Here is a 20604-nt window from a genome sequence, read left to right as displayed (position 1 = left end):
TTGCCCGCCTGGAGGCAACCAACATGCATAAAGCAACGGAATTTCGACTCGAAGCCCATCCCTTGATTCCAGAACCCCTTGAGCGACTGGAAGAACTTGCCAACGATCTGTTCTACAGCTGGGACCATGGCGTCCGTAGCCTGTTCGCCAGGATTGACCTGCGGCTCTGGCAGAAAGTGGAGCACAATCCCAAGCTGTTCCTGCGCCGGGTCGCCCAGGACCGACTGGACGAAGCATCGGAAGACCGAGCGTTTCTGGCTGAGTATCGCCGGGTTCTGAGCAGTTACGATGCTTACCTCGAAGCCGGCCCCGGCCCGGAAGTCACCGAAAAACTGGATCCGGAGCAGGCTCTGGTGGCCTACTTCTGCGCCGAGTTCGGTTTCCATGAGAGCTTTCCGATTTATTCCGGCGGCCTTGGCATCCTGGCCGGGGACCACTGCAAGGCCGCCAGTGATCTTGCCCTGCCGTTCGTGGCTGTGGGCCTTCTGTACCAGCAGGGGTACTTCATCCAGAGTATCGACGCCCACGGCCAACAGATCGCACGTTACCAGTCCCATTCAAGCGATGAGCTGCCGATAACACCCGTGGAAATGGATGGCCAGGTTCTGAAGGTATCGGTTCCCTTCCCTGGCCGTGATGTGGTCGCACGGGTCTGGGAGGCTCGGGTTGGTCATATCCGGCTGTACCTGCTGGACAGCAACACCGAGGAAAATAACCAAGAGGATCAGGACCTCACACTACAGTTGTATGGTGGTGACGAGTCCACCCGCATCAGCCAGGAAATGCTCCTTGGCATCGGTGGAACCCGGGTTCTGGAGGCATTGAATCTGAAGCCGACGGTCTGGCACATCAACGAAGGGCATGCCGCGTTCCAGATCCTCGAACGCTGCCGAAGCACCATGTTGAGTTCGCAACTCGGCTTTGAAGCGGCCCTGGAAGCAGTTGCCGCTGCCACCCTCTTCACCACCCATACGCCTGTACCCGCCGGCCACGATATTTTCCCCAGGGCTCTGGTGCATCATGCCCTTGGCCGCTACCTGGAGGAGTCCGGGCTGGATTTCGAGCAGGTGTTCGCCCTCGGTTCGAAAGATGGCGGCGACAGCTTCAACATGACCAGCCTGGGGCTCCGTGGCTCCCGCTATCACAATGGCGTCAGCCGCATTCACGGAGGCGTCGCGTCGTTGATGGAGGGCGATGTCTGGCCCCAGGTACCACCAGCCGAGAACCCTATCGGTTACATAACCAATGGCGTTCATGTACCCACCTTTCTTGCGCCGGAATGGTCCAGCCTGTTTGATATACAGGCGCCCACCTGGAAAAGCGAACTCAGGAATCCGGATTTCTGGGAATTTATCGACCAGATTCCCGATTATCACTACTGGAGCGTGCATAAAGCGCTTAAACAGCAAATGGGCGAGTATATTGTCCAGCGCCTGAAGCGCCAGCATAAGCGCAATGGCACCGGCCACTCCGTGACAGACCGGATGACCCGGCAGATTATGTCCTCGGAAAAGGACACGCTGGTTATCGGTTTTGCCAGACGCTTCGCCACTTACAAACGCGCGACGCTGATTTTTTCAGATCTGGAACGGCTTGAGCGGATTCTCACCAATCCGGACAGGCCGGTGGTGCTGGTCTTTGCTGGCAAAGCCCACCCGAAAGACAAGCCTGGCCAGCAACTGATCAAGGTTATCCACGATCTGTCCATGCATCCCTCCCTGATGGGGCACCTTATACTGCTGGAAGATTATGATCAGGCCATGGCTCGCCGGCTTCTCAGTGGTGTGGATGTCTGGCTGAACACCCCGGAATACCCGAAGGAAGCGAGTGGCACATCCGGTGAAAAAGCCGCCCTGAACGGCGCCCTCAACCTCAGCGTGCTCGATGGCTGGTGGGGGGAAGGCTACAACGGCAAGAATGGGTGGGGTATTCCGCCACGAGATACCGAACTGGACGCGGAGTTCCGGAACGAGGAGGAAGCCAGGGACCTGATCGATCTGATCGAGTTGGAGGTGGTGCCACTGTATTATGATCGAGCTTCCCAGGGCTTTTCGAAGGGCTGGGTCAAGCGCTCCAAAGCGTCTATGAAGTCCATAACACCCAGGTTCAACGCCCAGAGGATGGTGATGGACTACGTCAATAACTATTACCACCCCGCCTCCAGTCAGGGCGCGCTCCTGATGGCCGACGCCGGCCGGGTTGCGATTGAACTCGCAGACTGGAAAGCAAGGGTGCGACAGGCCTGGAACGGGGTTGAGCTGCGGGTGGTAGGCTGCGTGAAATCCTCATGCCCCCACGATGGCGCGGTGGAACTGCGGGTTGAGGCGGCGCTTAACGGCCTGATCGCGAAGGATGTCCGGGTGGAGTGCCTGGTTAGCCCTGAGTGCACCGGCACCGATGGCAGCCCCGGGCCAAACAGCTTCCTTCTGGAAAAAGAGGGGGAAGAGGAGGGCCGAACCCTATTCGCCACCCAAGTGCAGCCACCCTACCCTGGCTTGCAGACCCTGAGGCTGCGGATGTATCCATACCATGAATCGCTGACCCACCCGCTGGAAATGGGCGCCATGCTCTGGGTCTGACCCGGAGCATGGCTGAGCCTTAAAGCAGGTGTCGGCGAATGAACCGGCCAATATCCTGTATTTCCTCCAGGCACACGCTGTGTTCCATAGGGAAGGTCTGGTAGGACGGGTCGTAGCCCATTTCCTTCAGGGTTTCGACACTGCGAACGCCCAGAGACTCCGGCACCATCGGATCGAATGTTCCGTGATACACACTGATCGGTACATCTGCATTCGCCTCTGAACACTGGACTGTCTTGGCGGTGGCGAAGTAGGTGGAGAGCGCCAAAATGCCGCCCAGACGTTCCGGGTAGCTGAGCCCCAGTTCGTAGGCAACCGCCCCACCCTGGGAGAAGCCGGCGATGATGATCCGGTCTGCCGGAACACCTTTCTCCTTTTCGCGCTCCACCAGTCTGGCGACGGAATCGGCAGAGGCCCGCAGTTGTTCGGTATCCACCACCCGGTCAATGTCCATTGCCTTGATGTCGTACCAGGCCGGCATGGACATTCCACCGTTGATGGTCACAGGCAGGTTCGGCGCGTGGGGAAAGATAAACCGCACCGCGGCATCTTCCGGAAGGCCCAGTTCAGGCACGACCGGCTCGAAGTCGTGGCCACTGGCACCCAGGCCATGAAGCCAGATCACGGCCGCGGTCGGGTTTTCTCCGGTTTCAATCTCGATGTACTGAAGATCCTGCACGGTATACCTCTTTTCTGAAAATTGGGTGCCGAATTACTCGGAATGGCCGGATTTTTCGGCATTGGCCTCAAGCGCGGTAACTACCGGATTGGCATACATATCCAGTAGATAGGGCCGGATGGCCGGATCGCAGGCTTCCAGGCGCCGCTCCATCTCCGCCTCGGCCGCTTCCATCTCCGCCGGTGACCAGGTTTCGGCGGTGACCACCGCATCGCTGACGGTATCAGGCGTGTCGTGAGCCTGGGGATGAAGGCCGCGTTGCTGGTAGGCCACCAGGTTCGAGGCATGCAGGTGGTAGTTCGCATGCATCTCGCGGTCTATACGCTGGGCCAGATCCTTGGGGTTATCCGGTGAATCATGAATGGGCGCGCCGAAGTGCACATGCACGTGCCCCTTGAATCCGGTCAAACCTTTCATGATCTGCTCGGTGTCCTCGCCCTCACGCTTGATGTATTTGCCGGTTCTGGCGCGGGTTTCCAGTTCCTGAGCCTTGTCGGCATCGCATGGGTCGTACTCATAGGCGATGGAAACCGGCACGATGTGCAGCCGGCTCATGGCCTCGCCAAAATCCAACCCGCTCTTCTTACGGCTCATGTAGAACATCTTGATGATGGCCGGATCGGTGAAATCAAGGCCGTCCTTCGCCCTGCCTTCCCGTTGGGCAATCCAGATACTGTGATTGGTATCAATGCTGTGGTTGATGAAGCCGGAGAGCGTTATGTAGGCATCGCGCATCTCCCGCGGGCTGGTCATGCTACGACGTACCACAAAGCTCTTGTTCAGCCGCATCATTTCGGCGAACACCCGGTTTGCCAGCAGATTGTCGCCTATGGCAATTCGGGTGGTATGGAAGCCGTTCTGGAACAGCAGGTAGTTCACCACCATGGGGTCAAACACGATGTCCCGGTGGTTTGAAATGAACAGATAGGCGCCGTGTTTATCGAGTTTATCCAGGCCGCTGGTCGTCACTCGTGTGGTGGTGCTGTCGACCAGTTCACCGACGTAGCCGGAAAGCCCAGCCTGGAGATCATCAACACGCGTATAGCGACCAAAATGGCTGGTGAGCCATCGGCGGGTAAACACACGCAACATGGCCGGTGCCCAGCGTGCCAGTGTCGGAGACTTGAAGCGACCGACCATATCCAGAAATTCCCGGTCGTTGACCAGGCGGTTAATAGCAGCGCCGGTTTCTTCGTCCGAATACGGACGGATGGCATCAAATTCCTGCATGGAAGCCCTGTTATTATCAGTGTCTGTCACAGTATGGCGTGAAACGGTGGTTCAAAAACGCGGTATTGTAGCGTTTCTTACACTGCTTTGCCTCCATCTGGCACATGGGTTTGCTGGCCAACCCTCAGGGTTAATCTGGTATCATTGCCCACCGTGCCGACCCCGGCTTTCCACCCGTCTCAATAAAGCGGCTCCACGTCGACGAACCGGTTACCCTATGTATCTTGATCAGGACTTCGAACAGCTTTCCACCGAGCGCCCCACCACCTCGGGACGGGATCCGGAACAGGTGCTGCACGAAGTCTTCGGCTACGAATCGTTCCGGCCGCTGCAGGGTGACATCATCCGGGAAGTGTCGGAAGGCCGCGACGCTCTGGTGCTTATGCCAACGGGCGGGGGTAAATCCCTGTGTTACCAGGTGCCGGCACTGGTTCGCTCTGGCACGGCGATTGTGATATCCCCGCTGATCGCCCTGATGCAGGATCAGGTGGCAGCGCTCAAGGAGCTCGGGGTAAGAGCTGCGTTCCTCAACTCAACCATGGATTTCGAGCAGGCCCGAGCCACCGAGTACGCGCTGATGACCGGTGAGCTGGACCTGCTGTACTGCGCGCCGGAGAGGCTGATTCAACCTCGCACGATTGAACTGCTTCATGATGCCTCGATCTCGCTGTTCGCCATAGATGAAGCCCACTGTGTGTCCCAATGGGGCCACGACTTCCGGTCAGATTACCTGCAGCTCAGCATGCTGGCCGAGCAGTTTCCCGGCGTACCCCGCATTGCGCTGACCGCAACAGCCGATGAGCGGACCCGGAAGGAGATCGCGGAACGTCTGTCGCTGACCGGGGCAAGGCACTTCGTCAGTGGCTTCGATCGCCCGAACATTCAATACCGAATTGCGCCAAAAACAAACGCAAACAAACAGTTATTGGATTTTATTAAAGCCGAGCATGAGGGCGACTGCGGCATTGTGTACTGCCTGTCCCGCAACAAGGTGGACGCTACCGCGAAAACCCTCGCCCAGAAAGGCTACACCGCTCTGCCCTACCATGCCGGCCTGTCCTCGGAACAACGTGCCCATCACCAGGAGCGCTTCCTGCGCGAAGATGGCGTGATCATTGTTGCCACTATTGCGTTCGGCATGGGTATCGATAAACCCGACGTGCGCTTCGTCGCTCATCTGGATCTCCCAAAGAGCCTTGAAGCCTACTACCAGGAAACCGGCCGCGCCGGACGGGACGGCAAACCTTCGACGGCCTGGATGGTGTATGGCCTTCAGGATGTGATCAAACTGCGGCAAATGCTGGAAAGTTCCCAGGGCAACGACCATTTCAAACGGGTGGAGCGCCAGAAGCTCGACGCCATGCTGGGTCTCTGCGAGGTCACCAGTTGCCGTCGTCAGGTTTTACTGCGGTATTTCGGGGACGAACTGGAGCGGCCCTGCGGCAATTGCGACACCTGCCTGAATCCTCCGGAAACCTGGGATGGAACAGTGGCCGTCCAGAAAGCGCTGTCCTGTGTGTTCCGCACCGGGCAACGCTTCGGTGTGACCTACCTGATCGACGTGCTTCGTGGCTCAGAGAACGAGCGTATTCTGCAGGCCGGCCATCATCAGGTTTCCACCTACGGCATTGGCACAGAGCTCAGCGCCAACGAATGGAAATCTGTATTCCGCCAACTGGTCGCCAACGGCTATTTGCGGGCAGATCCGGAGGGTTACGGCGCACTTCAGCTTACAGAAGAATGCCGCCCGCTGCTGAAAGGTCGGCAAACCATTGAGCTGCGTAAGGATCCGGTGGTCAAGAAGGCATCAGGCCGGGCCTCGGGTGGCCGTTCAAGCGCTCCGGTTAAAGACCAGATAACGGATCAGGCCGGGTGGGACGCCCTGCGGGCCTGCCGCAAGGAATTGGCTGACAAACAGGGCGTGCCTCCTTACGTCATTTTCCATGACACGACCCTGTTCGGAATGCTTGAGCGCAAGCCCCGCACCCTTGAAGAGCTGGCCGAAGTCAGCGGCGTGGGGGCTGCCAAGCTTGAAAAATATGGCGAGATCTTCCTGGAAGCCATTGCCGGCCTTGATCCGGCCTGATCTTCAGGCCTCTGCTTTAAAGCCTTTCTTACGTACCCGGTAATGAGCAATGGAGGTAGCCACATGGTTGCCCTCCTCGTCTTTCAGTGTCCCCTCCAGGGTGAACTTGGCCCGGCCGGTTTCGTCGGCGTCTGCAAGGATGCCTGCCACAGTTTCCGGCGGCAGCGTAAACTCCACGGTGACATCACTATTGGCCGGTTGCAGGAATTGCAGGGTCATTTCCTTGAGGATCGGGGTGTAAGCAGGGCCCAGGTCAAACAGCGTCAGGACGCCACCGGGAATTTCAGCCACCAGAAAATAGGCACCGGCATACAGGCTTCCAAAGTGGTTCTTGTTGCCCTTGAGCCGGATTTTAGCCCGCACATAGCCCGGCCTTACTTCTTCAACACTGAAGTTGTTCCGCGGCGCAAAGGGTATGGACAGGCCAATGATCTTGTTTACTGCCGCATAACCGCCGGTTTTCTTTAGCCAGGCCAGTGGGCTGGCCAAGGTAGCCTTTGGGTCTGTGCTGGCGACCCACTGGCCAGTGGCGCCGATAAGGTTGTCGATAATTGCCATTCACTTGCTCCGATTTCTTGGTCGAAGCCGATGATTACAATGGTCTCTGGCAGCCGCAAGAATCTTTTACAATTTTTTTGGACATCGTCCGATTTATTTTTGAATTTATGTTCTAAAGTGATGGTGGCTGCCTGAATTACGGCTGCTTTTTTGCCGGTTTTTCCAGTATTAAGAAAGGATTTCTGATTTGGAATGTTCTCTGCCCGCCTTCAGGAACTTGTTCCGGTTGCCCAAACTGGCCATCTTCCTCGCTCTGCTCGGTGTGTGCCTTGAAGTGGCCCCCATCGCAGCCTCAACCTCAACGTCCGGCATTACGGGGGCAGCCAGTCGTGACTATGTTCTCTGGTACAGGAATTATGACAGCCCGGCTATTCGTGCGCTTGTCGAGCTTGCATTAGAGAAAACGCCGGAATATGGCGACTCCCGGGTTATTCGCAGTGAAGAACTGAGTCAGGGGCGCGTGCTCCGCGAACTGGCAGATGGCCAGTCTCGCCTGGTTGATATCGCCAATGTAGCCACCTCGGCCGAGCGGGAAGAGTTTCTGACTGCGATCCCCTTCCCGGTTGATGGTGGCCTTCTCGGCTTTCGCGTCTGCGTGGTGTTGCCGCAATCTCTGCCCAAGTTCGCCGACATAAAGAGTCTGGATGATTTCCGAGCCAGCCAGATCTGGATCGGTCAGGGTTCACACTGGCCAGACACGCCGGTGCTGGAGGCAAATGGCATTCCGGTGGTAACGCACTCCCGATACGAGATACTGTTTGGCATGCTCCGTAACGAACGCTTTGATTGTTTCGCCCGCGGCGTCAGTGAGGTCCTGTACGACCTGGAAATGGAGCAGGATCCCAACCTGGTGATCGAGCCCAATCTCCTGATCGCCTACCCCATGCCGTCCTATCTGTTCGTTGGCCCAGACGACCAGGAGACCGCCCATCGTCTGCAGCTGGGCATTGAGCGCGCCATCCACGACGGCAGCTTCAGCGAGTTCCTGAGGCGCTACTACTCCCGTGCCGTCAAGGAGCTCAACCTGAGCCAACGCCGGGTAATTGCCCTGGAGAACCCGTACCTGAGTGAGGAATCCCGATACATAGGGCGCAGCACCCTTGAGAATCTGCGCCGGCGCCTCGAGGTCCTCAGCCGCTAGGTTTTCCTGCTATACCCGGAACCGGGAGACGTTCTGGTTCAGGGCCTTGCCAATGCTCTCTATCTGCCCGCTGTAAACGTCATTTTCGGTGGCTGCGGCGGCCGCTTCCTGCCCCTGATCCGCGATTCTCGTAATCGACGAGTTCAGCTCTTCGGTCACCGATGTCTGTTCTTCGGAGGCCGTGGCAATCTGCGAGGTCATCTGGCTGATGGAAGTGATAGCCTCGGCAATCCGGTTCAGTGCCTCCATGGCATCCTGGGCTTTTTCCATGCTGACACTGGAAACGGCAGTTGACGCTTTCATTACATCAACCGCATCGTTAGCGCCTTTCTGCAGACGCTCGATCATATTGTTGATTTCCTCGGTGCTGGATTGGGTGCGTTGGGCAAGGTTGCGCACCTCGTCGGCCACCACCGCAAAGCCGCGCCCTGCCTCACCGGCCCGTGCGGCTTCAATGGCAGCATTCAGCGCAAGCAGGTTGGTTTGTTCGGCAATGCCCTGAATCACTTCCAGGACCGTCGTGATTGAAGCGACATCCTTGCCGAGTGTGTCGATGACTTCAGCGGCGGCGTTGACCTCTTTCGAGAGCTTCTGCACCGCATCCCGGGAGGCGGCGACGGTCTCCAACGATGCCCGGCTGTCGCCGTCTGCAGTATTGGCGGCGTCGGCTGTCTGTTGTGCGTTCTGGGCGATTTCACCTGCGGCCGCCGACATTTCGTTGATGGCGGTGGCCACCATGTCGATCTCGACCTGCTGGCTCTCCACGCTTGAACGGCTGGTGCTGGCTGTGTCTCTCAGGGAACTGACATTCTGGCCCAGCTCCGCACTGCCCTGCTGTACGTCCCGGACTACGTTCTGGATATTCTCAACAAACCGGTTGAAGCTTCTGGCCAGCTCACCAAATTCATCTTTTGCACTGTCGTCCAGGCGCTGGGTCAGGTCTGCATCGCCACTACCAATGTCGCCCATGGCCTTGTTCAGACGACGAACAGGCGCCATAAGCACCTTGATGCCCAGATGCAGAATGACCAGTGAAACAATCAGTCCGATGACTGCCATGATCAGCCCGGTCGTGCGGGCACTTTGAACCGGCGCGTTGATCTTGTCTGCATTCACAAAAGTGCCCAGATACCACTCCACGCCGCGGGCATCGCTGATTGGATGGAAGCTGGCCTCCCAGTTCCCCTCATCATTGGTGTATTCGTGTGCAGCCCCGCCGAGGTCCGGGCTCCCGCCAATCAGAGCACTGATGTTCTTGCCCACAAGCGCCTGCTGAGGGTGGAACAGAACGGTTCCGCGTTCGTTGATCAGGGCGGCGTAGCCGGTATCCGCCAGGGTTACAGTCGAGAGGGTTTCCGCAATGGCGCCCAGACCGATATCTGCGCCGGCCACGCCTTCGTAGTCACCGCGCTTCACGGGTGCAAGCGTGGAGATAATCATGTCGTTGGTGCTGGCGTCCTGGTACGGTTCGGTAAGTGAGGCGCTTCCAAGCCTCATGGCCTTCTTGTACCAGGGACGTTCGCGGGGGTCGTAATCAGACGGCAGGGTTGCATTGGCTTCCGGCGATTTCATCAGCATGTAGCCGTCGGTGCGGCCCACATAGACATCGCGGAACCCGCCACCGGTCGTAATGGCCTGGAGGATAACACGGGCCTCTTCGTCATTTTTGGCACTTTCCAGCGCTTTGGCGGTGGCTTCGGTCATCACCAAACGGGTATTGAGCCATTCGGCAATGCTTGATGTGCTTTGCTGCACGGTATCGTCGATTAGCGCGTCTACATAAGTTTTCGTGGTGTTCTGCAGCCGTAAATCGCCAGAGAGGGTGAAAGCCCCCATCACCAGCAGCAACAGAATACCGAAAGCAGTCAGGAGCTTTTGCCCGAATGTCAGCTGCACGGTCGAATCCTCTGCAATAAAATTGATATTCGTTAATGTGTCTTTCGGCCTGCCATGCGAAGTCTTTAGTGGCTTCTGTTAAACTTTGTCAGTATTGACGCAATTGGCGAGCTTGTCCTCACTCAATAATGAACGGGAGCCGAACTGAATGGCCCATGAAGAACTGCACCTCAACCTCCGGAACCTGAAGCTTGAAGATTACGAACAGCTTCAAAAGCTTATGGACCGCGTTTACGACGACATCGGAGGCGCCTGGCCCAAGGACACGATCAAAGCTCTGGTGGAACAGTTTCCAGACGGCCAGATCTGCATTGAGGAAAGTGGCCAGCTGGTAGCAGTTGCGCTGACGGTTTCCGTAAAATACGACCGATTCAGCAACCCCCATACCTACGATGACCTGATCCTTCGCAACGAGAAGATCTGGCACAACGCCAATGGCGATTCGCTTTACGGTCTGGATGTTTTTATTCACCCGGATTACCGGGGTTACCGGCTCGGGCGTCGTCTCTATGAGGCCCGGAAAGAACTCTGCCGCTCCATGAACCTCAGGGGCATCCTGGCTGGCGGCCGCATACCCAACTACTTCAAGTATGCCGAGCAGTATTCCCCCGAGGAGTACATCCAGCGCGTGGATCGCAAGGAAATCTACGATCCGATCCTGAGCTTCCAGCTTTCCAATGATTTCCAGGTCACCCGGCTGATGCATAAATACCTGCCGGAGGATGAGAAATCGATGGGCTACGCCACCCTGTTGGAGTGGCGCAACATCCTTTACACCCCGCCTTCTCCGGTCCTCAGCGTCAAGAAGACGCAGGTGAGGCTTGGTGCCGTGCAGTGGCAGATGCGGGAATTCACCTCCGTTGAAGAAGTTCTAAAGCAGGTGGAATACTTCGTGGATGCGCTGTCTGATTACAAGAGTGACTTCGCTATCTTCCCGGAATTCTTCAACGCGCCGCTGATGGGGCTTACGGACCAGATGGACCAGACCCGCGCCATTCGCTTCCTCGCCGGGTTTACCCAGCAGTTCAAGGAAGAAATGTCTGAAATGGCGGTGAGCTACAACATCAACATCATCACGGGCTCCATGCCGTTGATCGAAAATGACCGGGTGTACAACGTTTCCTATCTCTGCCACCGGGATGGCCGAGTGGACGAGCAGCGCAAGGTTCACATTACGCCCCATGAACGGCGCGACTGGGTTATTGAAGGTGGCAATCAGTTCGAGGTCTTCGAAACCGACGCCGGCCGGGTCGCTATCATGATCTGCTACGACATAGAATTCCCGGAGCTGGGGCGAATTGCTGCCAGCCAGGAAGTCGATATCATCATGGTGCCCTTCTGGACCGATACCAAGAATGGCTACTTGCGGGTTCGCCAGTGTGCACAGGCGCGGGCGATCGAAAACGAGTGTTATGTCGTAATCACCGGCAGCGTGGGCAACTTGCCGAAAGTCGAGAACCTGGACGTCCAGTACGCGCAGTCCTCCGTATTCTCGCCATCGGATTTCGCCTTCCCCCACGATGCGGTGATGGCCGAAACCACGCCCAATACGGAGATGATCATGTTCTCCGATATGGACCTGGAAAAGTTGAAGCTGGTTCGCAACGAGGGGTCTGTCACTAACCTGAAAGATCGCCGCGTCGATATGTACGAGCTGAAAACAAAGTAAACTGGCCTGATCTGCCGTAAAAGATTGTTAAAAAACTGCCTTAGCGGTGGAGCGTATGGCACTGATGGCGTTGCAAAACCAAAGTCCAGTGTCTATTGTTTAATCAATATCCAGCCTGTCTCCCCATGAGACAGGTTGCTGTGGATACGGACATCACCAGAGAAGCTGATTCATGAACGAAGCATTGCCGGATCTTGTCGCCCGATTTCGAATCAGACAGGGCCTTTTTCGAAAGGAACTTGTCGAGGCAGCCCTCTACGAACTGGACGGCTATGGGTGCGTGATGAAAACCGACAAGGTGTTCAACCCCGGTGATACCGTGGTGCTGGATCTCGTGATGGACATGCCCTTTGACAAGATCCGTGCGGAAGGCCTGTCCGGGCTGGTCACCGAACGCAGAAAACACTGCAGCAATTTCTTCTATTCCATCGATTTTGTGGAACTCGACTCCAACGGTGGCTCGTCCCTGGCGGAGAAGCTTCGCAGAATTCGGGAAGTGGTATCCAAAAAGCAGTCACTCAAGTCACGTCGTTCCCCAGGCTCCATTTCCGGTTTTCGGCAAATGGCCTGATTCTGATTTTTCGTTGAAACCTGTCCGTAAGGAGACAATCCATGGCGAAGAAAGCCAAACAGAACGTTGATAAGATCGTGAAGAAGGTCAACAAGGAGTTCGAAAAGACCTCCGCCCAGATCGAAGGTCTGGTGAACGATGCACTGAAGCAGTTCGACAGTCTGCAGAATCAGGTTCAGGAGCCAGTGCGCAAACTGCTCAAGGAAATTGACGAACTTCGCGACCGTGAGATGAAGCGTTTCCACGAAGAGTTTGAACGCCGCCTTGACGAATTTCACGAACTTCAGAGCAGTATTCTTGAACGTCTGGGTGTTGCCTCCAAGGAGGCGGGCAAGGAAGTGAAGAAACTCACCGACGAAGTGAGCAAAGAAGCCGGCTCCGCCGCTAAAAAAGCAGCCCCGAAGAAAGCCGCCAAACCGGCCGCCAAAGCAAAAGCCGCTACCAGCAAACCTGCTGCCAAAAAGCCGGCTGCCAAGAAACCTGCCGCCAGGAAAGCGCCGGCTGCCAAAGCGGCCAAGCCGGTGGACAAGAGCGACCTGACACTGGTCAAAGGCATTGGTCCTGCCACTGCCAAGAAGATGAAGGACGCTGGAATCACTTCCATCGACCAGATCGCCAATCCTTCTGCAGCAGACCAGGAAAAGCTGAAGGCTTTCTCCAACGTCAAGGGATACAGCCAATTTACAGCTGAAGCCAAGAAAATCAGCTAATGCGAACGCCTGACCAGCCTGTATTACGGGACATTGTCCTGATTGGCGGCGGGCACAGCCACGTCGGGGTACTCAAACGGTTCGCCATGAACCCGGTCCCCGGCGTGCGCCTGACCCTCATCTGCCGCGACACCCACACCCCCTATTCCGGCATGTTGCCTGGCTATGTGGCCGGCCACTACAGCTACGATGATGTCCATATAGATCTGAGCCGCCTGGCAGAATACGCCGGTGCGCGCTTTTATCGTGCCGAAGCCATGGGCATCGACCGGGAACGCAAGCGGGTTATCTGTCGGGGGCGCCCGGACGTACCCTACGACATTCTTTCCATCAACATTGGTTCCTCGCCGCGGGTTAACGAAGTGGAAGGCGCCTCCGATCATGCCGTGCCGGTGAAGCCGATTACCGGTTTCAACAACCGCTGGCTTGCACTGCTCTCCCGGATCGAGAACCACGAAGGCCCCCTGACGGTGGCGGTTGTCGGAGCGGGTGCCGGTGGTGTTGAGCTCACCCTGGCAATGCAGTTCCGGCTCAAGAACGAATTGAAACAGCGTGGCAAAGACCCTGGGCAGCTCCACTTCCACCTGTTTGACGCAGCAAACGAAATCCTGCCCACTCACAACCCGAAGGTTCGCGAGGTTTTCCGCAGAACGCTGGCGGAACGCGGTGTGAAGGTGCACCTGGGGTCCCCGGTAAGCAAGGTTCAGGAAGGGCTATTGATCACCGAATCCGGTGAAACCCTGCAAACCGACGAAGTGCTCTGGGTAACGCGAGCTGGCGGACCTGAGTGGTTGAAGGATACCGGCCTTGCCCTGGATGACGGACTGTTCCTCCGTGTGCGGGATACCTTGCAGGTGGAAAACGACGACAGCATTTTCGCTGCCGGCGACATCGCCAATGTAATGAACCATCCCCGGGAGAAAGCGGGTGTGTTCGCGGTAAGGCAAGGCCCACCACTGGCTGACAACCTCAAGCGCCTGGCGACTGGCAAGGATCCAAAAGATTTCTACCCCCAGAAAAAATGGCTGGCGCTGATCAGCACCGGCGATAAATACGCGGTTGCTTCCCGTGGGGATACCCAGTTCGACGGCGCCTGGGTGTGGCGATGGAAGGATTGGATCGATCGCCGGTTCATGAAAAAGTTCAACGATCTCCCTCCCATGGAGGAAGAATCCAAATTGCCGGATACCGCGGCGGCCCAGAATGCCGAGGAGGCTTCCCAGGCAATCTCAGCCGTTGCCATGCGCTGCGGGGGTTGTGGTGCCAAGGTGGGCAGCACCGTGCTTTCACGGGCCCTGGGGGAACTCAAGCCCATCGAGAGAGACGATATTCTCATCGGCCTCCACGCTCCGGACGATGCGGCCGTCCTGAAGGTACCGCCTGGCAAGGCCGTGGTTCACACCGTGGATTTCTTCCGCGCATTTATCGACGATCCCTACATCTTCGGTAAAGTCGCTGCGAATCATAGCCTGGGTGACGTGTTTGCCATGGGCGCCGAGGCGCAAAGTGCTACGGCTGTAGCTACCGTGCCCTACGGCATTGAATCCAAGGTAGAGGATGTGGTTTACCAGATGATGTCCGGTGCCGTGGAAGTGCTGAACGAAGCCGGTTGTGCCCTTGTTGGCGGGCATACCGGTGAAGGCAAGGAACTGGCCCTGGGCTTTGCGGTAAACGGCCTGATCGACCCGGAAGAGGTTATGAGCAAGGGCGGATTGAAAGCCGGAGACGCTCTTATCCTCACCAAGCCCATCGGCACAGGTACCCTGTTCGCTGCTCACGCAAAGCTGGCTGCGAAAGGCCGGTGGATCGACTCTGCCCTCGCCTCCATGATTCAGTCCAACAAGGCCGCGGCAGACTGTCTCCGTAAGTTTGGCTCCAAAGCGTGCACGGACGTGACCGGGTTCGGCCTGCTTGGGCATCTGGTTGAAATGACCAAACCTTCGGGCGTCGATGCCGAGCTGGACCTCTCGGCCATACCCATCCTTCCGGGCGCCGAGGAGACTGCAGCCGCCGGGATCCTCAGCTCCCTGCAACCGGCCAATATCCGTTTGCGCCGGGGGATCCGGGATCAGGAAAAGTGGGTTAACCACGCAAGGTATCCGCTGATCTTTGATCCGCAAACCGCGGGAGGGCTGCTGGCAAGTGTTGCGGCACACAAGGCCGAGGAATGCGTGCGGGAACTGAAGGCTCTGGGCTACCCACATACTGCAATCATCGGCCGCATCACCGCTCAGGATGAATCGGGGCCCATTGAGCCCATTTCCCTGCGGGATTAACGCCTCTCTGAGCAGCGCTGCATCGCCAGTTGTAGCGCCTGCTCCAGGGATGCCTGCTCCTTTTCTGGAATAAAACGCTCTGCCAGCTTTCCAACCTGTTGCGTTAAAGTAGCGAGAAACCCGGGATCGGTCTCGGCGCGATTCAGCAGATCGGCCAGTGCCTCTTCGTTGCCAACGGGGAAATATCCACCATAGTCCCGCCCCAACAAACCGACGTTGCCCGGAATATCGGATGCCAAAACCGGTAAGCCAGCCCGACAGGCCTCGGATACCACGTTTGCTCCGCCTTCCATGATGGAGCTGATCACCATCACCTGGCTGTTTGCCATCAACTGCCGGGTATCGGCCTGATCCAACTCTCCGAGCCAACGGAAGCGAAGGTTCTCGGCCATTTCCCGTTCCGCTTTGCGTTGCCACTCGTCGTTGTGAGCCTTGCCGGCGCAGAGAACCTCGATCCGCGAGTCCCCTGGCAGCAGCCGCGTAGCATAGGCCGCCCGGAGAGAGTCCTTTTCGTGCCGCAAATGACCGATTACACACACGCCGAACCGGTTGCTCTTGGAGTCCATTTCCGGTTCTGGAAAGGACTCTGGACCCTCGGCCGACTGATACAGCGTTACCAGTTTCTCCGCCAGACCGGCCGGTATGTCGTCGGCTACCAGACCGTGCAGTCCGATGAGCGCATCCGCCACGTTCATGGAATAGAGGGTTTGTTCAGGATACTCGTGCTGGTGGTGATAGATATCCGTACCAGTCAGCGCCACTATGAGTGGCTTTTCGGGCCAGGTTTCACGGAACCGCCGGATGGCACCAGCGCTGCGCCAGGCATGCAACGCTATCAGGGCATCACAGGGCTCACCGTCGTATTCAGTAACCACACGTACGGAATGACCGGCATTTGCCAGCAGGGTTTTCCAGCGCTCAGCCGTTGCCCGGTTCCCTGCTTTCGATCCCGGCTTCGCCGGTGTAACCAAGATTAAACGCATTCTAATCGCCTGAATTGGTCGGCCGTCTTGAGCCATTTAAAAACGTATGCCGTATAGCTGTTCAGAGTTAACGTGAATACAGGTATCCTTCTGTAACAGGAGCCGCTCGTTCAGACTCCCCACTCTAAATATCCGTTTCAACAAGGAAAAACCATGACCCACAATCTTATACGGAAATTGCTGATTATTGGTCTCTGTTCTCTGTTCTCTGCAGCCGCATCGGCCCAGACGTTTATTTTCACGGCCATCCCCGATGAAGACGAAACCAAGCTCGTCGAGCGTTTCCGCGGCATTGCGGACTACCTGTCCGAGGAACTGGATGCGGATGTAAAGTACATCCCCGTCAAGTCCTATGCAGCCGCCGTATCTGCATTCCGGAACAATCAGGTGCAGTTGGCATGGTTCGGCGGCCTGTCCGGCGTTCAGGCCAGATCCCTGGTACCCGGTTCGCAGGCGATCGCGCAGGGCACCGAAGACCAGGCCTTCTACGTTTATTTTATTGCTCATGAGAGCACCGGCCTGGATCGCGCAGACCGTTTGCCGGAAGATGTGCGTGGCAAGACATTTACCTTTGGATCGAAAGGCTCGACTTCCGGGCGATTGATTCCCGAGTACCACATCCGCGAAACCTTTGGAGAAGCTCCTGAAGACGTATTCTCCCGCGTGGGTTACAGCGGCAACCACACCCGCACCCTCCGCCTGGTAGAGTCCGGCACTTATGAAGTGGGCGCCATGAACTTCGCGGTCTGGGAAAAAGAACTGGAAAACGGAAACATCAATACCGATGCGGTGAAGGTGATCTGGAAAACGCCAAGTTTCCCCAACTATCAGTGGAGCATCCGTGGCGACGTGGATGAAAACTACGGCGAAGGCTTTACCGATCGCGTCCGCGAGGCCCTGCTCTCCCTGGATGATCCTGAGTTGCTTGAAAGCTTCCCGCGCTCTGCGTTTGTTCCCGCTTCAAACGATGATTACGAGCCGATTCGCAAGGTTGCAAAAGAAATCGGAATCATTGATTGATGGCAGGCTTTGATCTCTCGGGCCTGACGGCCTCTTTTGGGGGTGAGCGGGTTATCGGCCCGCTCACCCTTACTGTTAAGGAGGGAGATCAGGTCGCCCTGGTTGGGAAGAGTGGTGCCGGAAAATCCACTCTGATCCGGCTCATTCACCAGAGGGTGGATCGGGAATCTTCTCTTGTGCCACAAGAGCTTGGCCTGGTTAACGCCCTACCGGTATTCCACAACGTTTTCATGGGGCAGCTGGACAAGCACGCCACCTGGTACAACACCGTTACCCTGATCCGGCCCTTCAAGCAGGATAGAATGCAGATTGCAGAACTGCTGGACGCGCTGAGAATGTCAGAGAAACTCTGGATCCCGACGGCGTCCCTTTCCGGCGGACAGCGCCAACGGGTGGCCATTGCCAGAGCCCTTTATCGCAACGCTCCCGTGTTACTGGCAGACGAACCGATCTCCGCACTGGATGGGCCAATGGCGCATCACGTCATGAAACTGCTGAAAGACCGCTTCAAAACGAGCGTTATTGCGCTGCACGACGTGGACATGGCCATGAAGTACTGTAACCGCATTGTTGGCATCCAGGATGGCCAGGTCGCCCTGGATGAGCCTACAGAACGATTGACGGCTGCAGACATCATGTCGCTGTACTAGGATCTGTCCTACGATGCTCTCCTACCCGACGGTACGCACCAGCCTGATTTTTCTTGCGATTGCGCTCGTGGGGTTGCTGTTTGCCGACATAGCGATAACCGCCAACAATCCCTGGCGCGACCTCGGCAATTTTTTCCTGGGCGTACTGACCCCCAATTTCTTCAGTAGCGAAGGGCTGCTTACCGCCCTGTTACGAACCGTGGCCTTTGCGTTCGTGGGGGTGACGGTTGGCGCCATTTGCGGCTTTCTGTTGGCACTGGTGTATCGCTTTCTCCCGGTGCGTATATTCTGTGCCTTTATCAGGGCCATTCACGAGCTGTTCTGGGCTCTGATTTTTCTCCAGTTTTTCGGCTTCCACCCGCTGACGGGCGTACTGGCGATCGCAATTCCCTATTCCGGCATTTTTGCCAAGGTTTACTCCGAGATTCTTGAAGAGGCAGATCCGGAACCGGGCAGGTTATTGCCTCCGGGCACCGGCACCATTGCAGCCTTCCTGTACACCAAGATCCCGGATTGCTGGGTTCAGCTACGGACCTACACGGCCTACCGTCTTGAGTGTGGTCTTCGCTCAAGCGCTATCCTCGGTTTCGTTGGCCTGCCAACACTGGGGTTTTATCTGGAAACCTCATTCTCGCAAGGCATGTACTCCGATGCCGGCGCGATGCTGATCCTGTTCTATGTGCTTATTGCCACCATTCCCCTCTGGGTGAAACCCAAGTTGTTGCCCGTGTATATCCTGGGCGCTCCGTTCTTCCTCGGCGATGGCTTGCCCATTGTCTGGGGCAACGTTGAGCGGTTCTTCACCCAGGACATTGTGCCCAGCCCATTGAGGGATGGTGAGGGCCTTGTTGGCCTGATGCCGTGGCTCAATGAATTGATGATTGAACAGGCCCTGCCCGGTATCTGGAATACCGTGATTCTCACGCAGATCGCGCTCGTGGCCACCGGCATCCTCGCATTACTTGCGTTCCCGCTGATATCGAACCATTTTGGCGGCCCAATACGCCGGACCTCCGGGCATGTTTTCCTGGTGATTGCGCGCTCAACACCGGAATACATCCTGGCCTACATTCTCCTGCAGCTATGGGGGCCCTCCATGCTGCCGGCCGTAGTTGCATTGGCGCTGCACAATGGCGGAATCATCGGCCATCTCATTGGCCGGCAAACCAACACAATCCGGTTGAGATCCGACGCTCCCCACGGCTTCAATCGTTATGGCTGGGAGCTGGTGCCTCGAATCTACCGCGCATTCCTGGCCTTCCTGTTCTACCGCTGGGAAATCATCATGCGTGAGACCGCCATCCTGGGCATTCTTGGAATCTATACCCTGGGTTTCTACGTCGATAGTGCCATTCAAAGCATCCGTTTTGATCAGGCAATGGTGCTCATACTAATCACCGCCATGCTGAACATTGGCGTAGACATCCTTGGCCGATTCATTCGCCGCAAGCTGGCCCTGCAAACCATGCCTACCTGCTAGCCGCAGCCGCTGCGATCCCCGTCACAGTTCCGTCATTTCAGTCAATCCTCGGCCGGGTAATGGGGACGGGGTGGCGGTATTGACGGGATACATTCCGTTACACTCCGATAACCTCTTGCAACATTCAGAGTTCTGGTGATGATGGCAAACGGATTGATTCTCTTGGTTCAGCTTGGGCTGCTTGCACTGCTTGTTCTTCTGGCTGTGAAGATGATCTCGCTGATGCGCGCCGAGCCTCTGGCTGCCGGTCATCAGGAAGACTGGGCAGGCAAGCATCCGGGAACCCATCAGTCTGAACCAGCCTCACGGCATTCAGAGTGGCCGGTCGCAGTGCGCAAACCGGTTGTCGACGCTGCCCCGGACCGCGCCGAGCTGATTACCCAGCTGCTTATTCTGGCGGGCCTTCAGGAAAGGGATTGTCGAGTGAACGGCGTGGATCTATCAACGGCGCCGAATGCGGTTAAAACGTACGCGGCGGTCTGGCTCTATGGCGCCGGTTGTGCCCTCAGCGATAAAACCAATCGGCACTCTTGCGCTCTGGCAACCACCGTTGCCCAGATTGCCAGTCGAAAAACCGGAATTCGTCAGTCAGAGATTGTTGAGGCGATCGATACCTTGACGGCCAGTACGGTTTACCTGGCGTGTTTCAGGGCGGGGTTGGAAGGAGCGGAATTCTGGCGGTTCAACCACTATGTACCGCCGACTTCGAGCCTTTACGAGGCCATTACCGCTAACGCGTTTATTTAGCAGCCTGCCCGGAGGCAGTCTCAAGTACCCAATCGGTGCCCAGTGCCACAGGTTCTGCGTGATCCTGTTCGTCAGCACGGGTGCCGGTGATCTCGGGCCGGCTGAATCCACCATCGTCCGTATTGGCCATGCTGTCCACGTCGACAGAACGAACCACATAGGCCACGCCATCGGACAACACTTTCGCCCGGTGAGTTAATCCGAAGACAAACCGGCAGTAATCCAGTTTGAGCTGAATCAGATCCTGCTCCGCTTTGCGGATTTTTCTCAGCAGTACCTTCTGAACGCTATCTCCGTAATCCATCACGTTGTCCCTGGTAGTGGCGGTA

General features: G+C 57.0%; 17 protein-coding genes. 11 read left to right on the top strand and 6 right to left on the bottom strand.

The genetic code is table 11. The features are described 5' to 3' along the window. The first annotated feature begins 23 nt into the window (after positions 1–23). On the top strand, positions 24–2579 hold the full coding sequence (glgP, locus tag ABNF92_RS00915) for an alpha-glucan family phosphorylase (RefSeq protein ID WP_349343160.1): 2556 nt from the start codon (positions 24–26) through the stop codon (positions 2577–2579). Positions 2580–2598: 19 nt separating this feature from the next. On the opposite strand, the gene ABNF92_RS00910 is transcribed toward glgP, so the two are convergent. Beyond that, on the bottom strand, positions 2599–3258 hold the full coding sequence (locus tag ABNF92_RS00910; RefSeq protein WP_291909055.1) for an alpha/beta fold hydrolase: 660 nt from the start codon (positions 3256–3258) through the stop codon (positions 2599–2601). Positions 3259–3291: 33 nt separating this feature from the next. Next, the gene (locus ABNF92_RS00905; RefSeq protein ID WP_069183632.1) at positions 3292–4488 is read right to left on the bottom strand and encodes a 1-acyl-sn-glycerol-3-phosphate acyltransferase; all 1197 of its coding nucleotides are present in this window, start codon (positions 4486–4488) and stop codon (positions 3292–3294) included. A 217-nt stretch (positions 4489–4705) separates the two neighbouring features. On the opposite strand from ABNF92_RS00905, the gene recQ reads away from it, so the two are divergent. Next, a complete protein-coding gene (gene recQ, locus ABNF92_RS00900) occupies positions 4706–6574 on the top strand; it encodes a DNA helicase RecQ (RefSeq protein WP_349343159.1) in 1869 nt (622 codons plus the stop codon). 3 nt (positions 6575–6577) lie between these two features. Here the strand turns inward: recQ and ABNF92_RS00895 are convergent, their stop codons facing one another. Then, positions 6578–7132: a YiiD C-terminal domain-containing protein gene (locus ABNF92_RS00895; RefSeq protein WP_349343158.1), complete on the bottom strand. Its 555-nt coding sequence runs from the start codon at positions 7130–7132 to the stop codon at positions 6578–6580. A 226-nt stretch (positions 7133–7358) separates the two neighbouring features. On the opposite strand from ABNF92_RS00895, the gene ABNF92_RS00890 reads away from it, so the two are divergent. Beyond that, positions 7359–8273, top strand: coding sequence for a hypothetical protein (locus tag ABNF92_RS00890; protein WP_349343157.1), 915 nt, complete (start codon positions 7359–7361; stop codon positions 8271–8273). Between the two features lie 9 nt (positions 8274–8282). On the opposite strand, the gene ABNF92_RS00885 is transcribed toward ABNF92_RS00890, so the two are convergent. Beyond that, positions 8283–10169, bottom strand: a complete 1887-nt coding sequence (locus tag ABNF92_RS00885) for a methyl-accepting chemotaxis protein (protein WP_349343156.1) — start codon at positions 10167–10169, stop codon at positions 8283–8285. 148 nt (positions 10170–10317) lie between these two features. Here ABNF92_RS00885 and ABNF92_RS00880 point away from each other — a divergent pair, with 148 nt between their 5' ends. From ABNF92_RS00880 to selD, 4 genes are all read left to right on the top strand, one after another. Then, positions 10318–11838, top strand: a complete 1521-nt coding sequence (locus ABNF92_RS00880; protein WP_069183627.1) for a bifunctional GNAT family N-acetyltransferase/carbon-nitrogen hydrolase family protein — start codon at positions 10318–10320, stop codon at positions 11836–11838. Between the two features lie 172 nt (positions 11839–12010). Beyond that, the gene (locus ABNF92_RS00875) at positions 12011–12409 is read left to right on the top strand and encodes a hypothetical protein (protein ID WP_069183626.1); all 399 of its coding nucleotides are present in this window, start codon (positions 12011–12013) and stop codon (positions 12407–12409) included. 41 nt (positions 12410–12450) lie between these two features. Further along, positions 12451–13119, top strand: coding sequence for a helix-hairpin-helix domain-containing protein (locus tag ABNF92_RS00870; protein ID WP_305966854.1), 669 nt, complete (start codon positions 12451–12453; stop codon positions 13117–13119). Beyond that, positions 13119–15395: a selenide, water dikinase SelD gene (selD, locus tag ABNF92_RS00865; protein WP_349343155.1), complete on the top strand. Its 2277-nt coding sequence runs from the start codon at positions 13119–13121 to the stop codon at positions 15393–15395. The genes ABNF92_RS00870 and selD overlap by 1 nt, the downstream gene beginning before the upstream one ends. Here the strand turns inward: selD and senB are convergent. Beyond that, positions 15392–16378, bottom strand: coding sequence for a selenoneine biosynthesis selenosugar synthase SenB (gene senB, locus ABNF92_RS00860; RefSeq protein ID WP_349343154.1), 987 nt, complete (start codon positions 16376–16378; stop codon positions 15392–15394). The two genes, selD and senB, sit on opposite strands and share 4 nt — an antisense overlap. A 153-nt stretch (positions 16379–16531) precedes the next feature. Here senB and ABNF92_RS00855 point away from each other — a divergent pair, with 153 nt between their 5' ends. The 4 genes from ABNF92_RS00855 (at position 16532) to ABNF92_RS00840 (ending at position 20275) form a co-directional block, all read left to right on the top strand. Further along, positions 16532–17398 carry a putative selenate ABC transporter substrate-binding protein gene (locus tag ABNF92_RS00855; RefSeq protein ID WP_069183622.1) on the top strand — a complete coding sequence of 289 codons (867 nt, stop codon included), beginning with the start codon at positions 16532–16534 and terminating at the stop codon, positions 17396–17398. Next, positions 17398–18048 (top strand): ATP-binding cassette domain-containing protein, encoded by a 651-nt coding sequence (locus ABNF92_RS00850; RefSeq protein WP_291909030.1) that lies wholly within the window; start codon positions 17398–17400, stop codon positions 18046–18048. The genes ABNF92_RS00855 and ABNF92_RS00850 overlap by 1 nt, the downstream gene beginning before the upstream one ends. 13 nt (positions 18049–18061) lie before the next feature. Further along, complete coding sequence (locus tag ABNF92_RS00845) at positions 18062–19528, top strand: ABC transporter permease (protein ID WP_291909028.1); 1467 nt, start codon at positions 18062–18064, stop codon at positions 19526–19528. A gap of 138 nt (positions 19529–19666) precedes the next feature. Continuing rightward, a complete protein-coding gene (locus ABNF92_RS00840; protein ID WP_291909187.1) occupies positions 19667–20275 on the top strand; it encodes a hypothetical protein in 609 nt (202 codons plus the stop codon). Here ABNF92_RS00840 and ABNF92_RS00835 read toward each other — a convergent pair. Continuing rightward, positions 20268–20579, bottom strand: coding sequence for a hypothetical protein (locus tag ABNF92_RS00835; RefSeq protein ID WP_291909025.1), 312 nt, complete (start codon positions 20577–20579; stop codon positions 20268–20270). The two genes, ABNF92_RS00840 and ABNF92_RS00835, sit on opposite strands and share 8 nt — an antisense overlap. Positions 20580–20604: the final 25 nt, after the last annotated feature.

The sequence above is a fragment of the Marinobacter sp. MMG032 genome (assembly GCF_040112695.1).
GTDB classification, from domain to species: Bacteria; Pseudomonadota; Gammaproteobacteria; order Pseudomonadales; family Oleiphilaceae; genus Marinobacter; species Marinobacter salsuginis.
The sequence above is the reverse complement of the archived record's forward strand: the minus strand, read 5'-3'. Positions and strand labels throughout refer to the sequence as shown.

What these genes read in the sequence shown, in the direction of transcription:
- ABNF92_RS00895 (WP_349343158.1), bottom strand. Translation starts at nt 7,132, where the DNA reads ATGGCAATTATCGACAACCTTATCGGCGCCACTGGCCAGTGGGTCGCC.
- senB (WP_349343154.1), bottom strand. Translation starts at nt 16,378, where the DNA reads ATGCGTTTAATCTTGGTTACACCGGCGAAGCCGGGATCGAAAGCAGGG.
- ABNF92_RS00875 (WP_069183626.1), top strand. Translation starts at nt 12,011, where the DNA reads ATGAACGAAGCATTGCCGGATCTTGTCGCCCGATTTCGAATCAGACAG.
- ABNF92_RS00880 (WP_069183627.1), top strand. Translation starts at nt 10,318, where the DNA reads ATGGCCCATGAAGAACTGCACCTCAACCTCCGGAACCTGAAGCTTGAA.
- ABNF92_RS00835 (WP_291909025.1), bottom strand. Translation starts at nt 20,579, where the DNA reads ATGGATTACGGAGATAGCGTTCAGAAGGTACTGCTGAGAAAAATCCGC.
- ABNF92_RS00845 (WP_291909028.1), top strand. Translation starts at nt 18,062, where the DNA reads ATGCTCTCCTACCCGACGGTACGCACCAGCCTGATTTTTCTTGCGATT.
- ABNF92_RS00850 (WP_291909030.1), top strand. Translation starts at nt 17,398, where the DNA reads ATGGCAGGCTTTGATCTCTCGGGCCTGACGGCCTCTTTTGGGGGTGAG.
- ABNF92_RS00840 (WP_291909187.1), top strand. Translation starts at nt 19,667, where the DNA reads ATGATGGCAAACGGATTGATTCTCTTGGTTCAGCTTGGGCTGCTTGCA.
- selD (WP_349343155.1), top strand. Translation starts at nt 13,119, where the DNA reads ATGCGAACGCCTGACCAGCCTGTATTACGGGACATTGTCCTGATTGGC.
- glgP (WP_349343160.1), top strand. Translation starts at nt 24, where the DNA reads ATGCATAAAGCAACGGAATTTCGACTCGAAGCCCATCCCTTGATTCCA.
- ABNF92_RS00905 (WP_069183632.1), bottom strand. Translation starts at nt 4,488, where the DNA reads ATGCAGGAATTTGATGCCATCCGTCCGTATTCGGACGAAGAAACCGGC.
- ABNF92_RS00855 (WP_069183622.1), top strand. Translation starts at nt 16,532, where the DNA reads ATGACCCACAATCTTATACGGAAATTGCTGATTATTGGTCTCTGTTCT.
- ABNF92_RS00870 (WP_305966854.1), top strand. Translation starts at nt 12,451, where the DNA reads ATGGCGAAGAAAGCCAAACAGAACGTTGATAAGATCGTGAAGAAGGTC.
- recQ (WP_349343159.1), top strand. Translation starts at nt 4,706, where the DNA reads ATGTATCTTGATCAGGACTTCGAACAGCTTTCCACCGAGCGCCCCACC.